The sequence below is a fragment of the uncultured Streptococcus sp. genome (assembly GCF_963525625.1).
In the GTDB taxonomy this organism is placed as follows: Bacteria; Bacillota; Bacilli; order Lactobacillales; family Streptococcaceae; genus Streptococcus.
The window spans coordinates 1-19,453 of the sequence record NZ_CAURLD010000028.1 but is presented as its reverse complement, the minus strand read 5'-3'; the positions used below and the strand labels follow the sequence as shown (position 1 = coordinate 19,453).

The 19,453-nt window shown below is 45.0% G+C and carries 21 protein-coding genes; 6 read left to right on the top strand and 15 right to left on the bottom strand.

From position 1 onward, the window contains the following. The 3 genes from rpsJ to tgt all read right to left on the bottom strand — a co-directional run. Positions 1-280, bottom strand: a 280-nt coding sequence (gene rpsJ / locus RYK49_RS10880; protein WP_314865689.1) for a 30S ribosomal protein S10, incomplete at its 3' end; no start/stop codon positions are given. Between the two features lie 372 nt (positions 281-652). Beyond that, positions 653-1,291, bottom strand: coding sequence for a phosphoribulokinase (locus RYK49_RS10875; protein WP_314831300.1), 639 nt, complete (start codon positions 1,289-1,291; stop codon positions 653-655). A 25-nt stretch (positions 1,292-1,316) separates the two neighbouring features. Beyond that, positions 1,317-2,459, bottom strand: coding sequence for a tRNA guanosine(34) transglycosylase Tgt (tgt, locus tag RYK49_RS10870; protein WP_314831301.1), 1,143 nt, complete (start codon positions 2,457-2,459; stop codon positions 1,317-1,319). Between the two features lie 152 nt (positions 2,460-2,611). Here tgt and RYK49_RS10865 point away from each other — a divergent pair, with 152 nt between their 5' ends. After that, complete coding sequence (locus tag RYK49_RS10865; protein WP_314831302.1) at positions 2,612-3,487, top strand: DUF975 family protein; 876 nt, start codon at positions 2,612-2,614, stop codon at positions 3,485-3,487. A 27-nt stretch (positions 3,488-3,514) separates the two neighbouring features. On the opposite strand, the gene RYK49_RS10860 is transcribed toward RYK49_RS10865, so the two are convergent. The 3 genes from RYK49_RS10860 to polA all read right to left on the bottom strand — a co-directional run bounded on the left by RYK49_RS10860 (position 3,515) and on the right by polA (position 7,263). Further along, positions 3,515-4,018 carry a kinase gene (locus tag RYK49_RS10860; RefSeq protein WP_314831303.1) on the bottom strand — a complete coding sequence of 168 codons (504 nt, stop codon included), beginning with the start codon at positions 4,016-4,018 and terminating at the stop codon, positions 3,515-3,517. Between the two features lies 1 nt (position 4,019). Beyond that, positions 4,020-4,457, bottom strand: a complete 438-nt coding sequence (locus RYK49_RS10855; RefSeq protein ID WP_061591887.1) for a CoA-binding protein — start codon at positions 4,455-4,457, stop codon at positions 4,020-4,022. A 163-nt stretch (positions 4,458-4,620) separates the two neighbouring features. Continuing rightward, positions 4,621-7,263, bottom strand: a complete 2,643-nt coding sequence (gene polA / locus RYK49_RS10850; RefSeq protein ID WP_314865687.1) for a DNA polymerase I — start codon at positions 7,261-7,263, stop codon at positions 4,621-4,623. Between the two features lie 98 nt (positions 7,264-7,361). Between polA and RYK49_RS10845 the strand changes: the two genes are divergently transcribed. Continuing rightward, complete coding sequence (locus RYK49_RS10845; RefSeq protein ID WP_314831305.1) at positions 7,362-7,904, top strand: histidine phosphatase family protein; 543 nt, start codon at positions 7,362-7,364, stop codon at positions 7,902-7,904. 77 nt (positions 7,905-7,981) lie between these two features. Beyond that, positions 7,982-8,467: a YcxB family protein gene (locus RYK49_RS10840; RefSeq protein WP_314831306.1), complete on the top strand. Its 486-nt coding sequence runs from the start codon at positions 7,982-7,984 to the stop codon at positions 8,465-8,467. A 47-nt stretch (positions 8,468-8,514) separates the two neighbouring features. On the opposite strand, the gene RYK49_RS10835 is transcribed toward RYK49_RS10840, so the two are convergent. The 7 genes from RYK49_RS10835 to hisS form a co-directional block, all read right to left on the bottom strand. After that, positions 8,515-9,129 carry an HAD-IA family hydrolase gene (locus RYK49_RS10835; protein ID WP_314831307.1) on the bottom strand — a complete coding sequence of 205 codons (615 nt, stop codon included), beginning with the start codon at positions 9,127-9,129 and terminating at the stop codon, positions 8,515-8,517. After that, complete coding sequence (locus RYK49_RS10830; RefSeq protein WP_314831308.1) at positions 9,126-10,403, bottom strand: MATE family efflux transporter; 1,278 nt, start codon at positions 10,401-10,403, stop codon at positions 9,126-9,128. The genes RYK49_RS10835 and RYK49_RS10830 overlap by 4 nt, the downstream gene beginning before the upstream one ends. A gap of 178 nt (positions 10,404-10,581) precedes the next feature. Then, complete coding sequence (locus tag RYK49_RS10825; protein ID WP_002894123.1) at positions 10,582-11,517, bottom strand: YitT family protein; 936 nt, start codon at positions 11,515-11,517, stop codon at positions 10,582-10,584. Further along, positions 11,504-13,258: an aspartate--tRNA ligase gene (aspS, locus tag RYK49_RS10820; RefSeq protein WP_314831309.1), complete on the bottom strand. Its 1,755-nt coding sequence runs from the start codon at positions 13,256-13,258 to the stop codon at positions 11,504-11,506. Before aspS ends, RYK49_RS10825 begins: the two co-directional genes overlap by 14 nt. Before the next feature lie 169 nt (positions 13,259-13,427). Then, on the bottom strand, positions 13,428-13,640 hold the full coding sequence (locus RYK49_RS10815) for a hypothetical protein (protein WP_032906234.1): 213 nt from the start codon (positions 13,638-13,640) through the stop codon (positions 13,428-13,430). Positions 13,641-13,984: 344 nt separating this feature from the next. Continuing rightward, positions 13,985-14,791 carry a hypothetical protein gene (locus RYK49_RS10810; protein ID WP_314831310.1) on the bottom strand — a complete coding sequence of 269 codons (807 nt, stop codon included), beginning with the start codon at positions 14,789-14,791 and terminating at the stop codon, positions 13,985-13,987. A 175-nt stretch (positions 14,792-14,966) separates the two neighbouring features. Further along, positions 14,967-16,259: a histidine--tRNA ligase gene (gene hisS / locus RYK49_RS10805; protein WP_314831311.1), complete on the bottom strand. Its 1,293-nt coding sequence runs from the start codon at positions 16,257-16,259 to the stop codon at positions 14,967-14,969. 180 nt (positions 16,260-16,439) lie between these two features. On the opposite strand from hisS, the gene RYK49_RS10800 reads away from it, so the two are divergent. Then, positions 16,440-16,781, top strand: a complete 342-nt coding sequence (locus tag RYK49_RS10800) for a metal-sulfur cluster assembly factor (protein WP_125445902.1) — start codon at positions 16,440-16,442, stop codon at positions 16,779-16,781. 82 nt (positions 16,782-16,863) lie between these two features. On the opposite strand, the gene ilvD is transcribed toward RYK49_RS10800, so the two are convergent. Continuing rightward, positions 16,864-18,567 carry a dihydroxy-acid dehydratase gene (gene ilvD / locus RYK49_RS10795; protein ID WP_023917059.1) on the bottom strand — a complete coding sequence of 568 codons (1,704 nt, stop codon included), beginning with the start codon at positions 18,565-18,567 and terminating at the stop codon, positions 16,864-16,866. A gap of 255 nt (positions 18,568-18,822) precedes the next feature. Between ilvD and rpmF the strand changes: the two genes are divergently transcribed. Both rpmF and rpmG read left to right on the top strand, forming a co-directional pair. Next, positions 18,823-19,005: a 50S ribosomal protein L32 gene (gene rpmF / locus RYK49_RS10790; RefSeq protein WP_002894148.1), complete on the top strand. Its 183-nt coding sequence runs from the start codon at positions 18,823-18,825 to the stop codon at positions 19,003-19,005. Between the two features lie 15 nt (positions 19,006-19,020). Beyond that, positions 19,021-19,170 carry a 50S ribosomal protein L33 gene (gene rpmG / locus RYK49_RS10785; protein ID WP_001265622.1) on the top strand — a complete coding sequence of 50 codons (150 nt, stop codon included), beginning with the start codon at positions 19,021-19,023 and terminating at the stop codon, positions 19,168-19,170. A 90-nt stretch (positions 19,171-19,260) separates the two neighbouring features. Here rpmG and RYK49_RS10780 read toward each other — a convergent pair whose 3' ends face one another. Further along, positions 19,261-19,434, bottom strand: coding sequence for a hypothetical protein (locus tag RYK49_RS10780; RefSeq protein WP_002894150.1), 174 nt, complete (start codon positions 19,432-19,434; stop codon positions 19,261-19,263). Between the last annotated feature and the right edge of the window lie 19 nt (positions 19,435-19,453).

Below are 19,453 nucleotides of genomic sequence, written 5' to 3'. Positions count from 1 at the left end.
TTGGAAGATCCAATTTCATCAAAGCGTCAACTGTTTTTTGAGTTGGGTTGATGATGTCGATCAAGCGTTTGTGAGTACGCATTTCAAATTGTTCGCGAGAGTCTTTGTATTTGTGAGTCGCACGAATAATTGTGTAGAGGCTACGTTCAGTTGGAAGTGGGATTGGACCCGCAACTTGTGCACCTGTACGAGTAGCTGATTCTACGATTTTTGCAGCCGCTGTGTCAAGCGTACGGTGTTCGTAAGCTTTCAAACGGATACGGATTTTTTTGTTTGCCATCTTTTTCTCCTTTTCGTCTATTTAAGATAATAGGCTAGCTCCACAAGAAAACCGACAGGCGATTACGTGGCAATGCAACCGAGCGTGTCGCAACCTCTTGCATCAAAGCTACACACTGTATTTCTACAGCACCATAGTATCTTAACACAAAGAACCAGTCATTGCAAGGGATTTGAGTAATTTTTTAAAGATTTTTAGGATAATTTTTTATGAAAGTGTTTTCTAAACAATGTATAAGTCTTGTAAGTCATTATCTAGAAGAAAATTTAAACTTTTTCACCTATTTATTCGATTTTGTATTCAGAAAATACAAAATCTCACTGACGCACATCAGTGAGATAAAAAATGAAAATTTACCCTTGGCTACTTGTTTTATAGCAAAGGGCTGTCCTTTTCGATGCGAAAGCTGTTGCCCGACTGGCAGATGACAAGGTCTGCAGTCGCTAGATAGGGCTGATAAAAGTGCCTATATTGCTCTCTTCGAGCCAAATGCGTCTGCTCTATCCAATCTGACCTGCGCTCTCGCACAGCCACGTCCCGAGCCAAGCGGCGTTCTAACTCGGTCTGATCATCCGTGTAAAAGCAAATCGACAAATCAAACAAACTGTCAGGCAAAAAGGCAGCTGACATGCCTTCTACTATTAAATTTGGCTTTTGGGCTGATAAACGCAAGCTAGGCGACCAAGCTGTGCCAATGGTCAGAATATCCAGACCAGACTGCAAGGCGCAAATATCTCGCTCCAGACTCCCGAGCTCATGGACAGCTGGGAGACAGGCTGTTACTTTTTGATGAGGAAAATCTTTGGAACTGAGGAGATCTCGATACTCCCCAGTAATTACATAAGGATCTGTTGCTAGCAGATTGGCTCGTTCCTCACCCAAGGCTAGCTGGAGTTTTCGAGCAAAAGTTGACTTGCCTGAAGCACCATGACCATATATACGTATAGTATGTTTTTGGTCGTCTGACAGATACGCTGTCAATCTTTTCAGCAATTTCTCTTCATCAGACATGGCTTCCCCTTTCAAATGGAGCTTCTTAGAAATTTCGGCTGGATTTATTGTAGCCGTAGCGCTCAATAAAGTCTTCACGGAATTCCAGCAGGTTGTCATCCATGATAGCTTGGCGAACTTTCTTCATAAGGTTTACCAAGAAGTAGAGGTTGTGATAACTGGTCAGGCGGATCCCAAAGGTTTCGTCCGCTTTGAGCAAGTGGCGGATATAGGCCCGCGTGTAGTTGCTGCAAGTGTAGCAGTCACAGTCATGATCCAGCGGCGTGAAATCTTCCTCAAACTGAGCATTTTTAACCACCAGACGCCCTTCGCTCGTCATACAGGTACCGTTTCGGGCAATCCGAGTCGGCAGAACGCAGTCAAACATATCCACACCACGGATAACACCATCGATTAAGCTATCTGGCGCTCCTACTCCCATAAGATAGCGGGGTTTGTTTTCAGGTAGTAGAGGAGTTGTGAGGTCTAGCACTGCATTCATCTCTTCGTGAGACTCACCAACTGCCAGTCCTCCGATTGAGTAGCCTGGGAAATCCATGCTGACCAAGTCTTGAGCAGACTGACGACGCAAATCTTCAAACCCAGCACCCTGAACAATCCCAAAGAGACCTTGGTCGTGCGGACGGCTGTGGGCCTTGAGGCCACGCTCTGCCCAACGGCTAGTCCGCTCAATGGACTTCTTGACATAGTCATAAGGTTGGTAGAACTGTGGACACTCATCAAAGGACATCATGATGTCGCTGCCTAGATTGTTCTGGATAGAGATGGCCTTTTCTGGCGATAGGAACATCTTGGAACCATTGAGGTGGTTCTTGAAAGTTACTCCTTCTTCTGTAATATTGCGGCTGTCAGCTAGAGAATAAACCTGGAAACCGCCGCTATCGGTCAGAATAGGCTGGTCCCAGTTCATGAACTTGTGCAGACCACCTGCACGGGCAATTAGCTCATCGCCTGGACGTAGCCAGAGATGATAGGTATTGGCCAAGATAATACCAGAACCCATTTGCTTGAGCTCTTCAGGGGACTGGGTCTTAACTGTCGCCTGAGTGCCAACCGGCATAAACATAGGCGTTGGGAAGGTCCCGTGAGGTGTGATAATCTCTCCCAAACGGGCACCTGTGTGCTTTTCTTTTTTGATCAAACGATACTGAATCGGTGATGTTAACATGTTTCCTCCTGCCGGGAAAAACAGTCCCAGCGATTTTTCTTCTATATAATAAGCAGCAAGGGCTCACAAGATACCGTATGATTTTACCAAAAAAACTTCTATCTGTCACGGGGTATGATATAATGTAACAGACAAATCCAAATGGAGGAATTATGAATCTAAGTAACATCAGAGCCCAGGCTCGTACCGTCCGCAGTCAAACGAGGGGGATTTTTCTTTTGTTTGCAGCCCCGACTCTTGCCGGTATCCTAAACATCTTGCTTTCCCTTATTGGGAATCTAAGAGACTCCATTCCCAGCCTAACTTTTAGCCAGTCCATCTATCTTCTCATTAGCAAAAATCTTTTCCCGACAACCATCCAGTTTATCTTGACCTTGCTACTGCTTTCTGCCAGCTACACCATGATAAAGGTTCTTCGTAAGACAAAGGATGATGTCAATTTTTCAGATATTGGGCATCTTTTTATGAGCAAGAACTTCACACCTGTTTTTAAAACCGTTTTGCTCAAGCAGCTCTTGCTTTTCCTTTGGAATCTTCCTATATTTTGCGGGAGTCTTCTGTCCGTCTTCAATGCTTATAAGATTCTCAATATTTCGGAAAAACTTCCTGCCCATACTGTGCTGACTGCTCAAAGCGAGGCAGGTCAGCAGATTCTTCAATACACCCCTGGTATGTTACTGGGAAGCCTCTTGATATTGGTTGGTCTAGGCATCACCATCCCTCAGTACTACGCATATTCTCAAGCAGAGCTGATCCTATATGACCAGCTTGAGACTGACACCTACCTGGGAGCTTTCTCTGCTATCCGTCAAAGTCGGAAGCTCATGAAGGGCTATAAAAGAAAGCTGTTTATGCTAGACCTGAGCTTCATCGGCTGGAATTTATTGGCCAAAATGACTTACGGTGTACTGAATATTATGGTTCTTCCTTATACAGCGACTGCTTACATTCTTTTCTACGAAGAGTTGAAAAAAGAAAAAGCTATTCTAAACGAAAACAACCCGCAAGCACGGAACTCCTTGTCCTAAGCTTGTGAGTTGTTTTTTTATTTACTATTATATTTCTGTCTTGTCAAGGGTAGAGCAGATTTTATCAAAGGCTGTCTCTAGTGAATCCTTATCTGTAAAAAAAGCTTCCTCTTCCCAGCCTAAGAAGTCTCGGTCTTTCCACCAGCGCTTCATGTCGGCAGGGGAAAATTCTTCTTGTTTAGCTCTAGTCTGATGGCGGCGGACTGTTTCTTCAAAGGATAGGTCATAGTAGTAGGCAAAGACCTGCGGAGCGAAGAGTTTTTTCAACCGCTCTAGCATCTGTCCGTAAAAGTCCGTCTCATAAAACCCTTCTACCAGAACCAGCAAATCATGTTCGTAGCCGAAGCTGGCCAACGTTTCCGTCAGATCAATAGATAAATTTCCTGGCTCAACTTTTTCCTTGAGCATATCCCGTCTAACCGTATCCTGCGCTATCAGGAGAGTCCCTCGGCCATAGTGAGTCTGCAGTTTCTTAGCTAGGCTAGACTTGCCAGAGCCAGAATTGCCACGAATGATGACTAACTTGTCCATTCTATTCGCCCAGAATCAAGCGGGTATGCTCGCGTTTAATGCAGCGATCCATGACAATGTCATCCCGACCGGCTGTCCGCAAAATCTGCTCAGCCTCCTCACTCTCCAAGCCCAACTGAGCCCAGAAAATCTTGGCATCCGTCTGCAGAAAATCTAGTGCCACATCTGGCAAAAACTCGCTGCGGCGGTATACATCGACAATATCCACCGGAAAAGGAATGTCTTTAAGACTGGCATAAACAGTTTCACCAAAAATTTGACTGCCCGCTGCCCGCGGGTTGACCGGAATAATGCGATAGCCTCGCTCCTGCATTTCCTTGGACACACGGTTGCTAGTCGTTTCTTCGCGGTCAGACAGGCCGACAACGGCAATCACCTTGCTGTTTTTCAAATAATGCTTGACGATGGCATCGCTGGGATTTTGAAAATGATAAGTCATAGGCTTCCTCCTCATTCATAATAAAGCTGGATAGTTTGTACGTATTGCGTCTTAACTGAATCCGGGCTAAAACCTTAGAAAATAGATAATCCGTTCTAGGAGCATGACTCCTTCGTCCGGATTCCTAATTTTCAGTTGACTTTGACGCTCTTTGTATCTTGTTTTATTTCGCCTCGTACCAAGTTTGGCCGGCATTTTCATCAGCCACTAGTGGAACGGCCAGTGCAATCGCGGCTTCCATGGTTTCTTTGACTAGCTGGCGGACGGCTATTAGCTCGTCATTTGGCACTTCCAGCACGATTTCATCGTGAACCTGCAAGAGCATGCGAGACTTGAAATCCTTCTCTGTCAGAGCTCGATCTAGATTAATCATAGCGACTTTGAGAATGTCTGCGGCAGATCCTTGGATCGGGCTGTTAATAGCTGTGCGCTCTGCAAAATTTCGGATGTTAAAGTTGCGGGAATTGATGTCCGGCAAGGAGCGACGGCGATGGTAAATGGTCTCTACATAGCCCTTATCACGCGCTTCGCGGACAATCGTTTCCATATAATTCTTGATACCAGGGAAACGCTCAAAATAAGTCACAATGTAGTCCTTAGCAGCCTTGCGGGAAATGCCGAGGTTATTGGCCAGTCCAAAGTCGGAAATGCCATAGACGACTCCGAAGTTGACAGCCTTGGCATTGCGGCGGTCATTAGGTGTCACATCCTCTGCCTTTTCAATACCAAAAACCCGCATGGCTGTAGCCGTATGAATATCTTCTCCATGCTGAAAGGCAGCAATCAGATGCTCGTCCTGCGAAATGTGAGCCAGCACCCGCAGCTCAATCTGAGAATAATCCGAGCTGAGTAGCACGCTATCTGCCCACTCTGGCACAAAAGCTTTGCGAATGAGGCGGCCCTGCTCCAAACGAACGGGGATATTCTGCAAGTTGGGGTCAACCGAGGACAGGCGGCCCGTCTGAGTCAAATCCTGAACATAGCGAGTGTGAATCTTGCCATCAGCCGCTATCGCCTCCTGCAGTCCGACGATATAAGTGGACTGGAGCTTGCTGATTTGACGGTATTCCAGAATCTTAGACACAATCGGTGCAATGGGAGCTAGGCGCTCCAGCACATCAACCGCTGTCGAGTAACCTGTCTTGGTCTTTTTGGTGTACTCCAGCGGCAGCCCCATATCCTCAAAGAGAATGGTTCCCAGCTGTTTCGGCGAGTTAATATTGAACTCCTGACCAGCCAGATCATAAATCTCTTGGGTCAGACTTTCCAGCGTCTTTTCATTCTCTGCCTGCATGCCCTGCAGAGTTTCCCGCTCAACCTTAATCCCCGCAATCTCCATCTTGGCTAGGACAAAGGCCAATGGCTGCTCCATTTCAAGCAACAAATTCAGCTGGTCGTGGGAACGAAGCTGCTCTTGCATCGGTTCTTCTGTTTCCAGCAATACTTGGATCTTACGAGCCATATGCTCAAAGAGCTGCGCTTGCTCCGGTAAAGCGCGCTTGGCTCCCTTGCCATAAACCTCGTCATCAGTCGACAGAATTGTTTGGCCGTAGAGGCGAGCAATAGTCGCCAGCTCATTGTCCTCGACCGTCGAAAGCAGATACTTGGCTAGACGCGCATCAAAGGATGCTGCTGGCAGTTCGATACCATAATGACTGAGCAGTACCTTGGTCCGCTTGAGGTCGTAGGTTTTCAGAGCTGTTTTGGTCAGAAATTCCTGAAAGAGAGGCTGTTGCAGTAAATCGCTGGTGCCGACATAAATCTGACGGCTATCGCCCCAGGCAAGACCGACTATGTCTTCCTTGTGGTAGTTGTCACCCAAGATTTCAAAATAGAAGAATTGCTCCGGTGCCAGCATATCTGCTGTCACCTCAGTCACTTTGGTAAATTCAATTGGTTTGACTTCTACCGGCTCTTGACCAGTCCCTAGCTGAGCCTTGAGTTGCTTGAAACCCATCTCGTCATAGAACTTGCTCAGAGTTTCTATCTGAGGACCCTTATAAACCAAATCATCCAGCCCGATTTCAATTGGAGCCTGAGTATTGATGGTGGCTAGGGTTTTAGATAAGAAAGCCTTGTCCTTGTCATTGATCAGATTTTCCTTCATCTTGGAAGCCTTGAGCTGGTCAATGTTTTCATAGAGATTTTCCAAAGAGCCGTACTCCAAGAGGAGCTTGAGACCAGTCTTCTCACCAATCTTGGTCACGCCGGGGATATTATCCGACTGATCGCCCATCAGCGCCTTGAGGTCAATAAACTGCTCTGGCGTGATGCCCATCTTTTCCATGAGGTAGGCTGGGGTAAATTCCTCAAACTCAGCCACGCCTTTCTTGGAAATCTCCACCACGGTATTATCATCCGTCAGCTGAATCAAGTCTTTATCGCCGCTGACAATGGTCACATCGTAAGGCACAGCTGTCTTTTCAGCCATCTTGTCCAAGGTCCCGATAATGTCATCCGCCTCATACTGAGCCAAGTCATAGAAGTGAATGCCTAGGTGCTTCAGCATTTCACGGATAAAAGGCAGCTGCTCACGAAATTCATCTGGTGTCTTGGCCCGACCAGCCTTATAGTCGGCGTACATCTCGGTCCGGAAGGTCGTCTTGCCAGCATCAAAAGCTACTAGGACATGGGTCGGCTGCACGCGCTCCAAGAGATGATTGAGCATGAGGTGGAAGCCATAAATGGCATTGGTATGCAGGCCCGATGGACTCTTGAAACGGTCAATTTGATTATAAAGCGCAAAAAAAGCGCGAAAAGCAACGGACGAACCGTCAATTAATAATAACTTATTCTTTTTTTCCATAGGTTTATTATAACACGAAAGGCGGACAAAGACAGAAAAGGCGGCGTGGAAAATAGGTAGAAAATGAATGGAGATTTAAATTTTGCTATAATCATCTTATGAACAACACCTACTATTTTATCCGTCATGCGCATTCTAACTATACACCTGATGAAATCAACCGACCATTATCAGACAAAGGGCAAGAATCCTTGGCAAAGCTTGAATTTTTAGCAGACAAACCCATTAAAGCTATTTATTCTAGCCCCTATCGAAGGGCTATCCAAACAGTTGAGCCTTTAGATCAGAGTCTGAAACTCGCTATTCAAACCGACAAACGGCTAATAGAGCGAAAGCTAAGTAGTCAAGCGATTGCCGACCAAGACTTTGAAGAAGCCCTCATGCAACTTTGTTCACAGCCGACTTTTTCATTTGTTGGTGGCGAGTCTAATCAACGAGCTCAACAGCGAGCCCTAGTTCTTCTTCATGAACTGGAAAGCAAACATCAAAACGAAGAGATTATCATTAGCTCCCATGGTAACCTTATCTGCATTTTACTAAGCGCATTCGTTTCCAACATTGATTATAACTTTTGGCATAATCTTCCCATGCCAGATGTGCTAGTTTTAGATAAAAACGAAAAAATCACTCGGCTCCTATAAAAGATGGTATCGCCTAGCAAGATTCGACTAAATCTTATCGCTCTTATATGTTATAATATAAAAACTGGAGGTAAAAGATGTTTCCAATCCGTATTACAACTCTTATGACTGAAGAAGTGTATCAACGATTTGCTTGGTCTATTTTCTTACGCGGGAAAAGTTTTTTGCTGAATATTATCATTTTTATAGGAATCCTGTCTCTCTATCTAACCTTCCTACCTGACAACCTGAAGCGTTTTTCTTTCTTTACCGTGCTATTTATATCTTTGGTGACATTCTCAGCAATGTACTTTGGCATGGACTTTCAGATAAAGAAAGCCTATCAAAAAACTCCTTTCTGGAAGAATATGGAGCAAACCCTTATATTTGAGAAAGATAAATTTTCTGTGAAAAGCAAACGAGGAGAGTTTCTTTATAGCTATGATGACATCGTTAAAGTTTTTCATACTAAGGATGATTTTTATATCATGTTGGGGCCAAATATCGGTTTCCCTATCGAAAAAAAGAACTGTTCTCCCGAGGCTCTTGAGTTTTTGCTAGAACTTCACATTGAGCATATGTAAAAGAAAAAGCAGGCTAGACTGACAGTAGATCAGTTCTAGTCTGCTTTTTATCTTGTGAATAATCGCTTGATATCCACCAACTTCTCTATTTTCTGATTGATTTCCGGTCGGTAGTCACAGAAGTTAATGCTCTGGATGCCACTGTTGAATGCGACATCCACATCCAGCGTCCGGTCGCCGATATAGTAGGTCTTCTGCTTATCCAGACCATATTTCTCGAGCAGATAGTCAACCCCTTCTGGGTGGGGCTTGCGCTCAAAGCCGTTGGCTGTTGTGATGATTTCTGTAAAATAGTCATGAATGTCCAAGTCTTGCAAAATTTGATGGGCATTGATTCCTTTATGGGTATAGACGAACTGGGCAATGCCCTGCTCTTCAGCCCAGGCCAGTATCTCCGCAGCTCCTTCCATCAGATGGACCTGAGCATTCTTTTCCTTTAGACTTACTCCACGAAAGACATTCATCTCGGCAGCGTTCAGACCTTTCTCAGACGCTACTTTTTCCAAGAGCTTCTGCACAGAGTGCTTTAGGATATAGCTGTGAATACTAGCCCTGTCGAAGTCCAGAGCATAGTGAGCATAGGTTTCCTCAATCCCCGCCAAAATAGCATCGTAGGAGTCCAGCAAGGTGCCGTCCAAATCCCAAATAAACGCTTTTGTCATGTGATTTCCCTCATTTTTCTGTCAAATAAAACCTTTAAAAATAACCAGCGGAAGCCATTGTCCAAGAGCGTCCCAGCCCAGACCCCCGGCAGACCCAAGCCACAGGTCACTCCCAGCAAGTAACCGGCAATAATGCGAATCAGCCACATGCCAACAGTCGTGGCATAAAAGGGCAGTCTGGAATTGCCCAGCCCCTGCCAGATAGCTGTGTAAATCACGGTTCCAACTGCCATGGGAGTTCCCAGCAGGGAGAAAAGCATGACTGAAAGACTGGCTGTAATAGCTCCGCTATTATCCGTATAGAGCAAGGTCAGCGGCCGACCAAAAACGAAAATCCCTAGAGCCATGGGTAGCGTGCAAGCAAAAGACAGCCAGAAGGTCCGCTGACGAATCAGACCGACCTCTTTCATATCTCCCTCACCTACTGCATGGCCTACCAGCATGACTGTTGCTGTTGCGACACCGAAGATTGGCATATAATTAAACTGCGTCAGAACTTCACCGATGGCATTCCCTGCTACTGCGTCCGTCCCAAAGACGACCACAATGGCGATAATAACTACATCACCAGCCCGCATCATGAGCCGCTCTCCAGCAGCCGGCAGAGACAGGCGCAAGAGCTCTCCATCTAAGCCCCAGCGCCAGCAGATTGTGGACAAGTCCAGCTCCCGCCAGAGAATCAGCACACCGACCAAACGAGCCAGCACCGTCCCCAGCGCTACACCGACAATACCAAGTCGAAAGACGTAAATGCCCAGAGCAGAAAATAGGGCATTGAGGACATTGGTCAGAAGACTGACATACATGGGGAATCTAGGATTGCGCGTGACCCGCACCAGAGCTCCAAAAGAAGTCATAAAGCCAAGCAGAACAATAGTCCCTCCAACCAAAGCCAGATAAAGACCGCCTGCTTCAGCCACCGCCTTTTCCGTCCCCAGAAGATCCAGCATCTGCCTGCCAAAGATCAGGGAAATCAGCCCCAACAGAAGGCTCAGAAGCAACGTCAGCTTGATAGCCTCGGCTGTATGATAGGCCAAACGCTCCTTGTCTCCTTGAGCCAGAGTTTTGGAGATGAGACTGGAAATAGCAGCCCCCAGCGCGATAAAGATTGCCTGATAAATCGTAATGATGTTGCCGGCCACCGAGACACCAGAGATTGCAATCAGCCCAAGACTGGCCACCAGATAGCTGTCGACCATTCCCATGAGCATCTGCAAAAAATTCTCCGCCATAGCCGGCAAGGCGATATTCATGATTTTTTTATACGTCGTCATTGTCTGAAGATCTCCTGCATTTGTATATCCTTTCTTACTTGAGATTTCCACCCCCACCATAGAGAATAGAAAGCGGTGGGACTATTGTCCTACCGCATATGAATCTCCTATCGCAAAACTTTTGTAAGCACAAACTCCCAACTATACCGCTTCGCATTCCCAAACACAATGAATATCTTCACTCCTCTACAAAGAGTCCTAAGATATGGACATTGTCTGCGACGGAGACGAAGGCAGCTGGATCTGTATGCTTCATGATTTGCTTGAATTCATTAAACTCGGCTCGAGTGATCACCGTCACCAGAACAGCTTTTTTCTCATGATTGTAAGTTCCTTCGGCGCCATGGATTACCGTCGCCCCACGATGCAGCTTGTTGTGAATCTTATCAATCACCCTGTCCGGATGGCTGGTGATAATCATAGCTTGCATACGCTTCTGCTTGGTAAAGACAGCATCCGTCACTCGACTTGATACAAAAATAGTAATCATGGAGTACAGCGCATACTCCCAACCAAAGGTCAAACCCGCAATCAGCATAATAATCCCATTGACAATCAAGGAAATATTTCCGACATTCCGGCCCGTTTTTTTCCGAACAGTCAAACTAACAATATCAGTCCCACCGCTTGAAATGCTGGACTTAAGGGCAAAGCCAATCCCCGTTCCCATGACCACACCACCGAAAAGGGCGTTGATAATAGGATTATCAGTCAAGGTCACTTCCGGCACAAACTGGATAAAGAGCGAGCTCATCGTAACCGTGATAAAGGTAAAAATGGTAAACTTATGCCCAATCTGGTACCAGGCCAGGATCATCAGCGGAATATTGATGGCGTAAAAAGTCACAGAAACCGGAATGGTAAAACCTAAGAAACGAGTACTGAGGGCAGTAATGACCTGCGCCAGACCAGTCGCCCCGCTGGAATAAACATGCCCCGGCTGAAAGAAGAAATTGACTGCGACAGCTGACAAAAAGCCATAGACAAGCGAGGCAGAAATCTTCTCGTCGTACTTCTCACGCGAGATACTCTTTAAAGACCGCAAAATCTTAAAATTATAAGCAAACCTGCGGACATAATAGCGAAAGAGTTTATAAAAATTAGTCTTCTTCATGTGCTTCCACTTGTAAACTTAATTCCTCTAGTTGAGCGATCGACACTGGGCTAGGCGCCTGTGTCATTGGATCAGAAGCCTTGTTATTTTTCGGAAAGGCAATAACTTCGCGGATATTTTCTTCACCAGCCAAGAGCATCACAAAGCGGTCCAAGCCCAAAGCCAAGCCGCCATGCGGTGGAAAACCATAGTCCATAGCCTCCAGAAGGAAGCCAAACTGCTCGGCAGCTTCTTGAGCCGAGAAGCCAAGCGCCTTGAACATCCGCTCCTGCAAGTCTTTCTGGTTGATCCGAAGACTGCCGCCACCCAGCTCATAACCATTGAGGACAATATCATAAGCCACAGCCCTTACCTTGCTAAGGTCGCCTTCCAGCTCTTGCTCAGAATCTTTCTGAGGCAGGGTGAAAGGATGGTGGGCACTCATGTAGCGGCCCTCTTCTTCTGACCATTCAAACATAGGCCAATCGACCACCCAAAGGTAATTGAAGGTATCAGGGTCAATCAAGTCCAACTCTTTAGCCAAGCGTACACGAAGAGCTCCCAAAGCTGCATTTGCCACTTCCAAAGTATCAGCCACGAAGAGCACTAGGTCATTATTTTCAAGCTGTAAAGCTTCTGTCAACTGACTTGTCAAGTCTGTCAAGAACTTAGCAACTGGACCAGTCAGCTCACTATCAGCCACTTTCACCCAAGCAAGACCCTTTGCACCATGCTGTTTCGCTTGCTCTGTTAGCTTATCAATATCCTTGCGAGAGTATTTATCTGCAGCATTTTTCACCACGATAGCTTTGACAGCTGGAGCTTCTGAAAAGACCTTAAAGTCAACTCCCTTGACAAGATCTGTCAAGTCCTGCAACAACATCTCAAAACGAGTATCAGGCTTATCAACCCCATAAAGAGCCATGGCATCATCATACTTCATACGAGGGAAAGGCAGAGAAACATCAATACCCTTGGTCTCTTTCATAACACGAGCAATCAAGCCTTCTGTAATGTCCTGAATCTCCTGATCAGACAAGAAAGAAGTCTCCAAGTCCACCTGAGTAAACTCTGGCTGACGGTCACCTCGCAAGTCCTCGTCACGGAAGCATTTAACAATCTGGTAATAACGGTCGAAACCAGCGTTCATCAAGAGCTGCTTGGTAATCTGCGGACTCTGGGGCAGAGCGTAAAAATGCCCCTGATGAACCCGACTAGGCACCAAGTAATCACGCGCTCCTTCTGGCGTTGACTTAGATAGGAAAGGTGTTTCCACATCAAGGAACTCCAGCTCATCAAGATAATTGCGGATAGAGTGAGTCACCTTGGCACGGAGCTTGAAGTTTTCCAACATCTCTGGCCGGCGCAAGTCCAAATAACGGTAGCGCAAACGCGTATCGTCATTCACCTCGATGCCGTCTTTGATTTCAAAAGGCGTCGTCTTAGCTGTATTTAAGACAGTCAAGCTTTCCACATGCAGCTCCACGCTTCCTGTCGCCAGCTTGTCATTGGCCTGCTCACGCGCAGCCACCTTACCTGTCACCTCTATCACATACTCACTGCGCAGACTTTCTGCTGTTGCCATGACTTCAGCAGCCACTGTCTCAGGATTGATGACCAGCTGCATAATGCCTTCGCGGTCGCGCAAATCAATGAAAATCAGACCGCCCAAATCCCGACGGCGGGCTACCCAGCCCTTCAAAGCGACTTCCTGACCAACATGCTCCTTGCGAACACGCCCAGCATACATAGAACGTTTCATCTTTACTCTCCAAATTTTTAATTCTGTTACTATTTTACCACAAAGCGCCTAAGAAAGCCCTTCTGTCCGTTCTTTTTCTGAAAAATATTAAAGCTCCGCATGACCAAGGCTGACAGTTATGACAAAAGGCCTGAGGCAAAGACCCCAGACCTACTGTCTACTCTATAGATTATTCCTTTTTCTTGCTGTCCTCATAAAGACTAGGCGCAAACGCTTTTGTCACCATGGCCGTCACGAAGCGAAAACCTCCCGCTGCCAGACCAAAAATCGGCGCCAAAGCACGGAAGAAAAAATCCCCCCGCATAAAATAACAAAGCAGACCTGTAATCACGAAGATAGCCAAACCCTGCACCACAACCACCAATAATATTTTCTTCATCATTCCCTCGACTTTCTATAGACTATTATAGCATATTATGCAGTGTATAAACTGATACTTCCTCTACGACAATTTAAAATGAAATTATGATAGATAGCTAAATCATAATTGATTAGCATATAATTTAAAATATAATACTCCAAATTTTATAGACTTAAGGCTTTATAAATTAACTCACTTAGCAAGAATATCAAGAAATAAAATACCTAAGATATAGTTTTTCATAACTTCAAGAAGAGGGGGTTCTTCGATCAAAACATCAAAAAAGAGAGAATTTATCTCTCTTAGTTAATTTTTATCGCTCATCAATAAATAATAAAAAATTAAAATTATTTTAATCAGAGCTATTACACTTTTGATTTATCAGATGATGAAGATGAACTTGAGTCAGATTTTGAGCCAGAATCAGTTGTTTTATTACCTTTACGTGTTGCAGCATCATTAGACGAATACTCATTCACAAAAATAGATTTACGTAATTCAAGGAAGCTCTCATCAGTAAGAATGTAGCGACCTTCTTTGGTTTTAGTTAACTCCATTGTAAACTCACGAGGTTCAATGTAACCAAAGTCCTCATTCATCCGATCAAAAGCATAGTAGAAAAGGAAGTTATTAAGCAGAGCTAGACGTTTTTCAAGATCCGGATTAGTCGAATCTTCCAACTCTTTTACATCTTCAATTCCATTTTCAAAGAGACTCGCTTTAGCAAGATTAATCACATTTGCCAAATCACGGGTTGCAATAGCACGAGACTTAAATGTTACTGTTGCAGTCTCTTCATCATCCTCAACACCAGTAATCTCAAAGTCATCCCCAATAGTCGCCAAGACTTTAAAGCGAGCCTGATCAAACAACTCTAATGTTTTTGATGGAGTAAATGATTCAGTCTTTAAATCAATAGTATAATCTTCTTCTGGCGTATATTTGGATATGTTTTCGTCTACGTAGGCTTGAGAAATTCCTTTCTTCCATTTGTCAACAGAAGTCCCCATTAAGGTTGTAAAACCTGAAGAATGATCTGTAAAGACTGCTCGCAGAATGATATCGGCATCTTTCTCAATTCGCTTTTCATTCGTTTCTTTCTCAGATGAGGATGAAGATGATTGTTCTGTCTTCACATCTTCTGATTTTTTCTTCTCTGACTTTGGTAGCATTGAGCAAGCTCCAAGCAAAAGAACACAGGCAGGCAATACACCAAATTTAAGGATTTTTTCATTGTTTCTCCTTTTAAATTAATAGAATATGACTATTATACCAAAATATTATCCACTTGTTGCTTTATATCATATTCCTGTAACAAAACTGTAACATTCTCTTTGTGAAACAAAATTATATACTTTGCTTAAAACCCAATTTCTCAAAAATAAGCTGATAGTTTTCTTGGATTTGGTCTAAGCTAACAGTAATCTCCTCACGATTATGATTGTTCTTAACTGTCACCTGACCGCTCTCCACTTCGCTTTCACCCAAGGTGATAAGAGTTTTAGCTTTAAAGATATCAGCCGACTTGAACTGAGCCTTGAGCTTGCGGTCTAGATAATCCCTCTCTGCAGCAAATCCCTGTGCGCGGAGAGCCTGCACTAACTCCAAAGCTCTGCCATTGGCACCAGCTCCTAGAACGGCTACATAAACATCCAGAGCAGTTTCAATCGGCAGCTCTACTCCCTGCTTGTCAAGTACGAGAAGTAGGCGTTCTAAGCCCATACCAAAGCCAACACCTGGCGTTTCAGGGCCACCAAAGTAAGCCACCAGCCCATCATAACGGCCACCAGCACAAATGGTCAGCTGACTGCCAGCCACCTTTGTCGTAAACTCGAAAATTGTGTGATTATAGTAGTCTAGCCCACGGACCATGTTGGTATTGATGACATAAGGAATCTGTAAGGTCTCTAGCATGGAGCGAACAGCCGCAAAGTAGGTACTGCTCTCCTCATCCAGATAGTCCAGAATAGACGGAGCGCCTTCTACAGCCGCCTTGTCCTCGGGCTCTTTAGAATCCAGCACGCGCAGCGGATTCTCCTCCAAGCGACGTTGGCTATCTGCTGATAGGCTAGGCTTCAGTGGAGTCAGATAATCAATCAAGGCCTGACGGTAAGCAGCTCTGCTCTCAGGATTTCCCAGCGAGTTAAGCTCCAAGCTGACATTAGTAATACCAATATCCTTGAAAAATTGAGCCGCCATGGCAATCATTTCTACATCTGTAGCAGGATTACTGGATCCAAAACACTCTGCTCCAATCTGATGAAATTCCCGCAGACGGCCAGCCTGAGGCCGCTCATAGCGAAACATAGAGCCCATATAGTAGACTTTGACTGGCTTTTGCACTTCAGGAGCAAAAAGCTTGTTCTCTACATAAGAACGCACCACGGGCGCTGTCCCCTCTGGACGCAGCGTAATATGGCGGTCGCCCTTGTCATAGAAGTCATACATTTCCTTGGTCACAATGTCTGTCGTATCCCCGACCGAGCGGCTGATGACCTCATAGTGCTCAAAAATCGGCGTGCGGATTTCGCCGTAATTGTATTTTTTAAATGTCTTGCGGGCAAAGTCTTCTACATACTGCCACTTGGCTGATTCTTGAGGAAGAATGTCCTGAGTTCCTTTAGGTTTTTGTAATTTCATCTTCTGACCTCCGCCTTCTTTAGTACTTATATTCTATCATAAGTCCGCCATTTTGAGGAGCCCGAAAGGGATTTTTCGTTTGGAAGAACTAAATCCGTTTTCATGTTCCAAAATAGCTTGAAAAAAAGTCTGAATTGTGAGAAAATAAAAACAATTCAAGTCAGATAGAAGGGAATAGCCATGAGAGACGATATCAAAATCAATGACCGAGCAGCTGCAATTCAGGATAAATTGGTGGAGAAGCTCGAGCGTATTTACGATCCGGATGTAGAGCTGGATGTCTATAACTTAGGGCTGATTTATGAAATTAACTTAGACGAAAATGCCCACTGCAAGGTTGTTATGACCTTTACTGATACAGCCTGTGACTGTGCTGAGAGTCTGCCCATCGCCATTATGGACTCTCTGAAAAAAATAGATGAGATTGAAAGTGCCTCTGTTGAGGTTACTTGGTCTCCTGCTTGGAAAATCACTCGTATCAGCCGCTTCGGCCGCATTGCTTTGGGAATCAGTCCTAGATAAGAAGATGATTCGTTTATCAGCATTTAAAACAAAAACATCAAACCCGCTAGAAAAACTAGCGGGTTCTTTTGTCATATATAGGCTATTTCTTGCCGGTTTCTTCTGGTTTCCAGAAGTCAGTAACAGCACCTTTAGCAGCAGAAGATACCATGTGGGCATATTTACCAAGTACCCCGCGACTATAAAGCGGTGGAATAGTCGTTTCTGCCTTACGTTTCGCCAGTTCTTCATCAGATACCGCCATGGAAATTTCCTTGGTGTCTTGGTCAACCGTGACCATATCGCCTGTACGAAGATAGGCAATCGGGCCACCATCCTGGGCTTCTGGAGCAATGTGTCCGACAACCAAGCCGTAAGTACCGCCTGAGAAGCGACCATCGGTCAGAAGGGCTACCTTGTCTCCTTGACCTTTCCCTACGATGATAGACGAAAGTGACAGCATTTCTGGCATACCAGGGCCACCCTTTGGTCCAACGTAGCGAACTACAACCACATCGCCATCGACCACTTCATCGGCCAGTACTGCATCAATAGCGGCTTCTTCTGAGTCAAAGACCTTAGCTGGTCCAACGTGACGGCGTACTTTAACACCAGAAACCTTAGCAACAGCGCCATCTGGAGCCAGATTCCCATGCAAGATAATCAATGGACCGTCTGCCCGTTTCGGATTTTCAAGCGGCATAATGACCTTTTGACCTGGTGTCAGATCAGCAAATTCTGCCAGATTCTCTGCCACCGTCTTACCTGTACAAGTAATGCGGTCACCATGCAGGAAGCCGTTCGCCAAGAGATATTTCATCACAGCCGGCACCCCACCAACCTCATAAAGGTCCTGGAAGACATACTGACCGGACGGTTTCAAGTCAGCCAAATGTGGTACTTTCTCTTGAATGACATTAAAGTCATCAAGCGTCAGCTCAACATTGGCCGCATGTGCCATGGCCAGCAAGTGCAGAGTAGCATTGGTAGAACCACCCAGAGCCATGGTCACTGTGATTGCATCTTCAAAGGCTTCACGTGTCAAAATATCAGACGGCTTCAGCCCCATTTTCAGCATTTTCACAACAGCACGGCCAGCTGCTTCGATATCCTCTTGCTTGTCCTTGGACTCAGCTGGGTGAGAAGAGGAGCCTGGCAAACTCATGCCCAGAACTTCAATAGCCGTCGCCATGGTATTAGCCGTATACATACCGCCACAGCCACCAGGGCCAGGGCAGGCATTACACTCAATGCGGCGCACTTCCTCAGCTGTCAAGTCACCATGGTTCCATTTCCCGATTCCTTCAAAGACAGAAACCAAGTCAATGTCCTTGCCGTCCAGATTCCCTGGTGCAATCGTTCCGCCGTAGGCAAAGACAGCAGGAATATCCATGTTAGCAATGGCAATCATGGAGCCAGGCATATTTTTATCACAGCCCCCGATAGCTACAAAGGCATCCACGTTATGCCCACCCATGGCAGCCTCGATGGAGTCTGCGATGATGTCGCGTGAGGTCAGAGAGAAGCGCATACCTGGCGTTCCCATGGCAATTCCGTCCGCAACCGTAATAGTCCCGTACTGAACAGGCCAAGCGCCCTCTGCTTTGATACCTTCCTTGGCTAGCTTGCCCAAATCATGCAAATGGATGTTACAAGGTGTATTTTCCGCCCAAGTGGAAATCACCCCAACAATAGGCGTTTCAAAATCTTTATCAGTCATCCCCGTCGCTCGAAGCATGGCACGGTTAGGAGATTTAACCATACTGTCATAAATCTTACTTCTGTGACGAATGTCTTTATCTGTCATATCTTTCCCTTTCATTACAGTAATCTTTGTGCTTTATTATACCACACTTAGGCTATATTTTACAGAGGAAAATTTTTAAATTTTCAGAAGATTGGGAAAATATAGAGGCGGATTTGAAACTTTTTCCTATCAAGCAAAAAGAAGAAAAAAATCTGTCAAGTAACTTTACTTTACAAAAAAGTTTTGTTATACTGTTAAAGTTGATGAAAATCATCAAATTGAATCGAATTCACAAACTAAAAGGAGAAACAAACAATGGCAGTACCTGCACGTCGCACTTCCAAAGCGAAGAAAAACAAACGCCGCACTCACTACAAAGTGACAGCTCCAACTGTAACTTTTGACGAAACTACTGGTGATTACTCACGCTCTCACCGTGTATCCCTTAAAGGATACTACAAGGGCCGTAAGATTGCCAAAGCTGCTGCTGCAGAATAATAGAAGGGAGCTACCATGCGCGTAAATATCACACTTGAACACAAAGAATCTGGTGAACGCTTGTACCTTACTTCTAAAAACAAACGTAACACTCCAGACCGTCTTCAATTGAAGAAATACTCACCAAAACTTCGCAAACACGTTGTGTTTACAGAAGTGAAGTAAGCATTCAATACGAATCAATACAGAAGAAAAACGCTGATTTCAAGCGTTTTTTCTTTTTGCCAAATGCGATATATTGCACTGTATTTCAATTCAAACTCTACCTTTTTCTCTACCTTTTTTAGATAAATATATCATCTGGATATTGAAGTTAAGCCCTGCTATAATTTCGATGGCAGGGCTTTTTAATATTTGGTACACTACCTTCTTATCTATATTTTGATGGAGCTGAAGTTGACATCTACAAAGTTTAATGTTAAAATACATTCAAAAATATATTTGAATG

Coding starts and splice junctions, on each gene's coding strand:
- RYK49_RS10855 (WP_061591887.1), bottom strand. CDS start 4,457: ATGACTTATCATTTTCAAAATCCCAGCGATGCCATCGTCAAGCATTAT.
- rpmF (WP_002894148.1), top strand. CDS start 18,823: ATGGCAGTACCTGCACGTCGCACTTCCAAAGCGAAGAAAAACAAACGC.
- RYK49_RS10800 (WP_125445902.1), top strand. CDS start 16,440: ATGAGAGACGATATCAAAATCAATGACCGAGCAGCTGCAATTCAGGAT.
- RYK49_RS10840 (WP_314831306.1), top strand. CDS start 7,982: ATGTTTCCAATCCGTATTACAACTCTTATGACTGAAGAAGTGTATCAA.
- tgt (WP_314831301.1), bottom strand. CDS start 2,459: ATGTTAACATCACCGATTCAGTATCGTTTGATCAAAAAAGAAAAGCAC.
- ilvD (WP_023917059.1), bottom strand. CDS start 18,567: ATGACAGATAAAGACATTCGTCACAGAAGTAAGATTTATGACAGTATG.
- RYK49_RS10815 (WP_032906234.1), bottom strand. CDS start 13,640: ATGATGAAGAAAATATTATTGGTGGTTGTGGTGCAGGGTTTGGCTATC.
- RYK49_RS10860 (WP_314831303.1), bottom strand. CDS start 4,018: ATGGACAAGTTAGTCATCATTCGTGGCAATTCTGGCTCTGGCAAGTCT.
- RYK49_RS10845 (WP_314831305.1), top strand. CDS start 7,362: ATGAACAACACCTACTATTTTATCCGTCATGCGCATTCTAACTATACA.
- RYK49_RS10875 (WP_314831300.1), bottom strand. CDS start 1,291: ATGTCTGATGAAGAGAAATTGCTGAAAAGATTGACAGCGTATCTGTCA.
- RYK49_RS10830 (WP_314831308.1), bottom strand. CDS start 10,403: ATGACGACGTATAAAAAAATCATGAATATCGCCTTGCCGGCTATGGCG.
- RYK49_RS10865 (WP_314831302.1), top strand. CDS start 2,612: ATGAATCTAAGTAACATCAGAGCCCAGGCTCGTACCGTCCGCAGTCAA.
- RYK49_RS10825 (WP_002894123.1), bottom strand. CDS start 11,517: ATGAAGAAGACTAATTTTTATAAACTCTTTCGCTATTATGTCCGCAGG.
- RYK49_RS10780 (WP_002894150.1), bottom strand. CDS start 19,434: ATGTATTTTAACATTAAACTTTGTAGATGTCAACTTCAGCTCCATCAA.
- RYK49_RS10810 (WP_314831310.1), bottom strand. CDS start 14,791: ATGCTACCAAAGTCAGAGAAGAAAAAATCAGAAGATGTGAAGACAGAA.
- rpmG (WP_001265622.1), top strand. CDS start 19,021: ATGCGCGTAAATATCACACTTGAACACAAAGAATCTGGTGAACGCTTG.
- polA (WP_314865687.1), bottom strand. CDS start 7,263: ATGGAAAAAAAGAATAAGTTATTATTAATTGACGGTTCGTCCGTTGCT.
- hisS (WP_314831311.1), bottom strand. CDS start 16,259: ATGAAATTACAAAAACCTAAAGGAACTCAGGACATTCTTCCTCAAGAA.
- RYK49_RS10835 (WP_314831307.1), bottom strand. CDS start 9,129: ATGACAAAAGCGTTTATTTGGGATTTGGACGGCACCTTGCTGGACTCC.
- aspS (WP_314831309.1), bottom strand. CDS start 13,258: ATGAAACGTTCTATGTATGCTGGGCGTGTTCGCAAGGAGCATGTTGGT.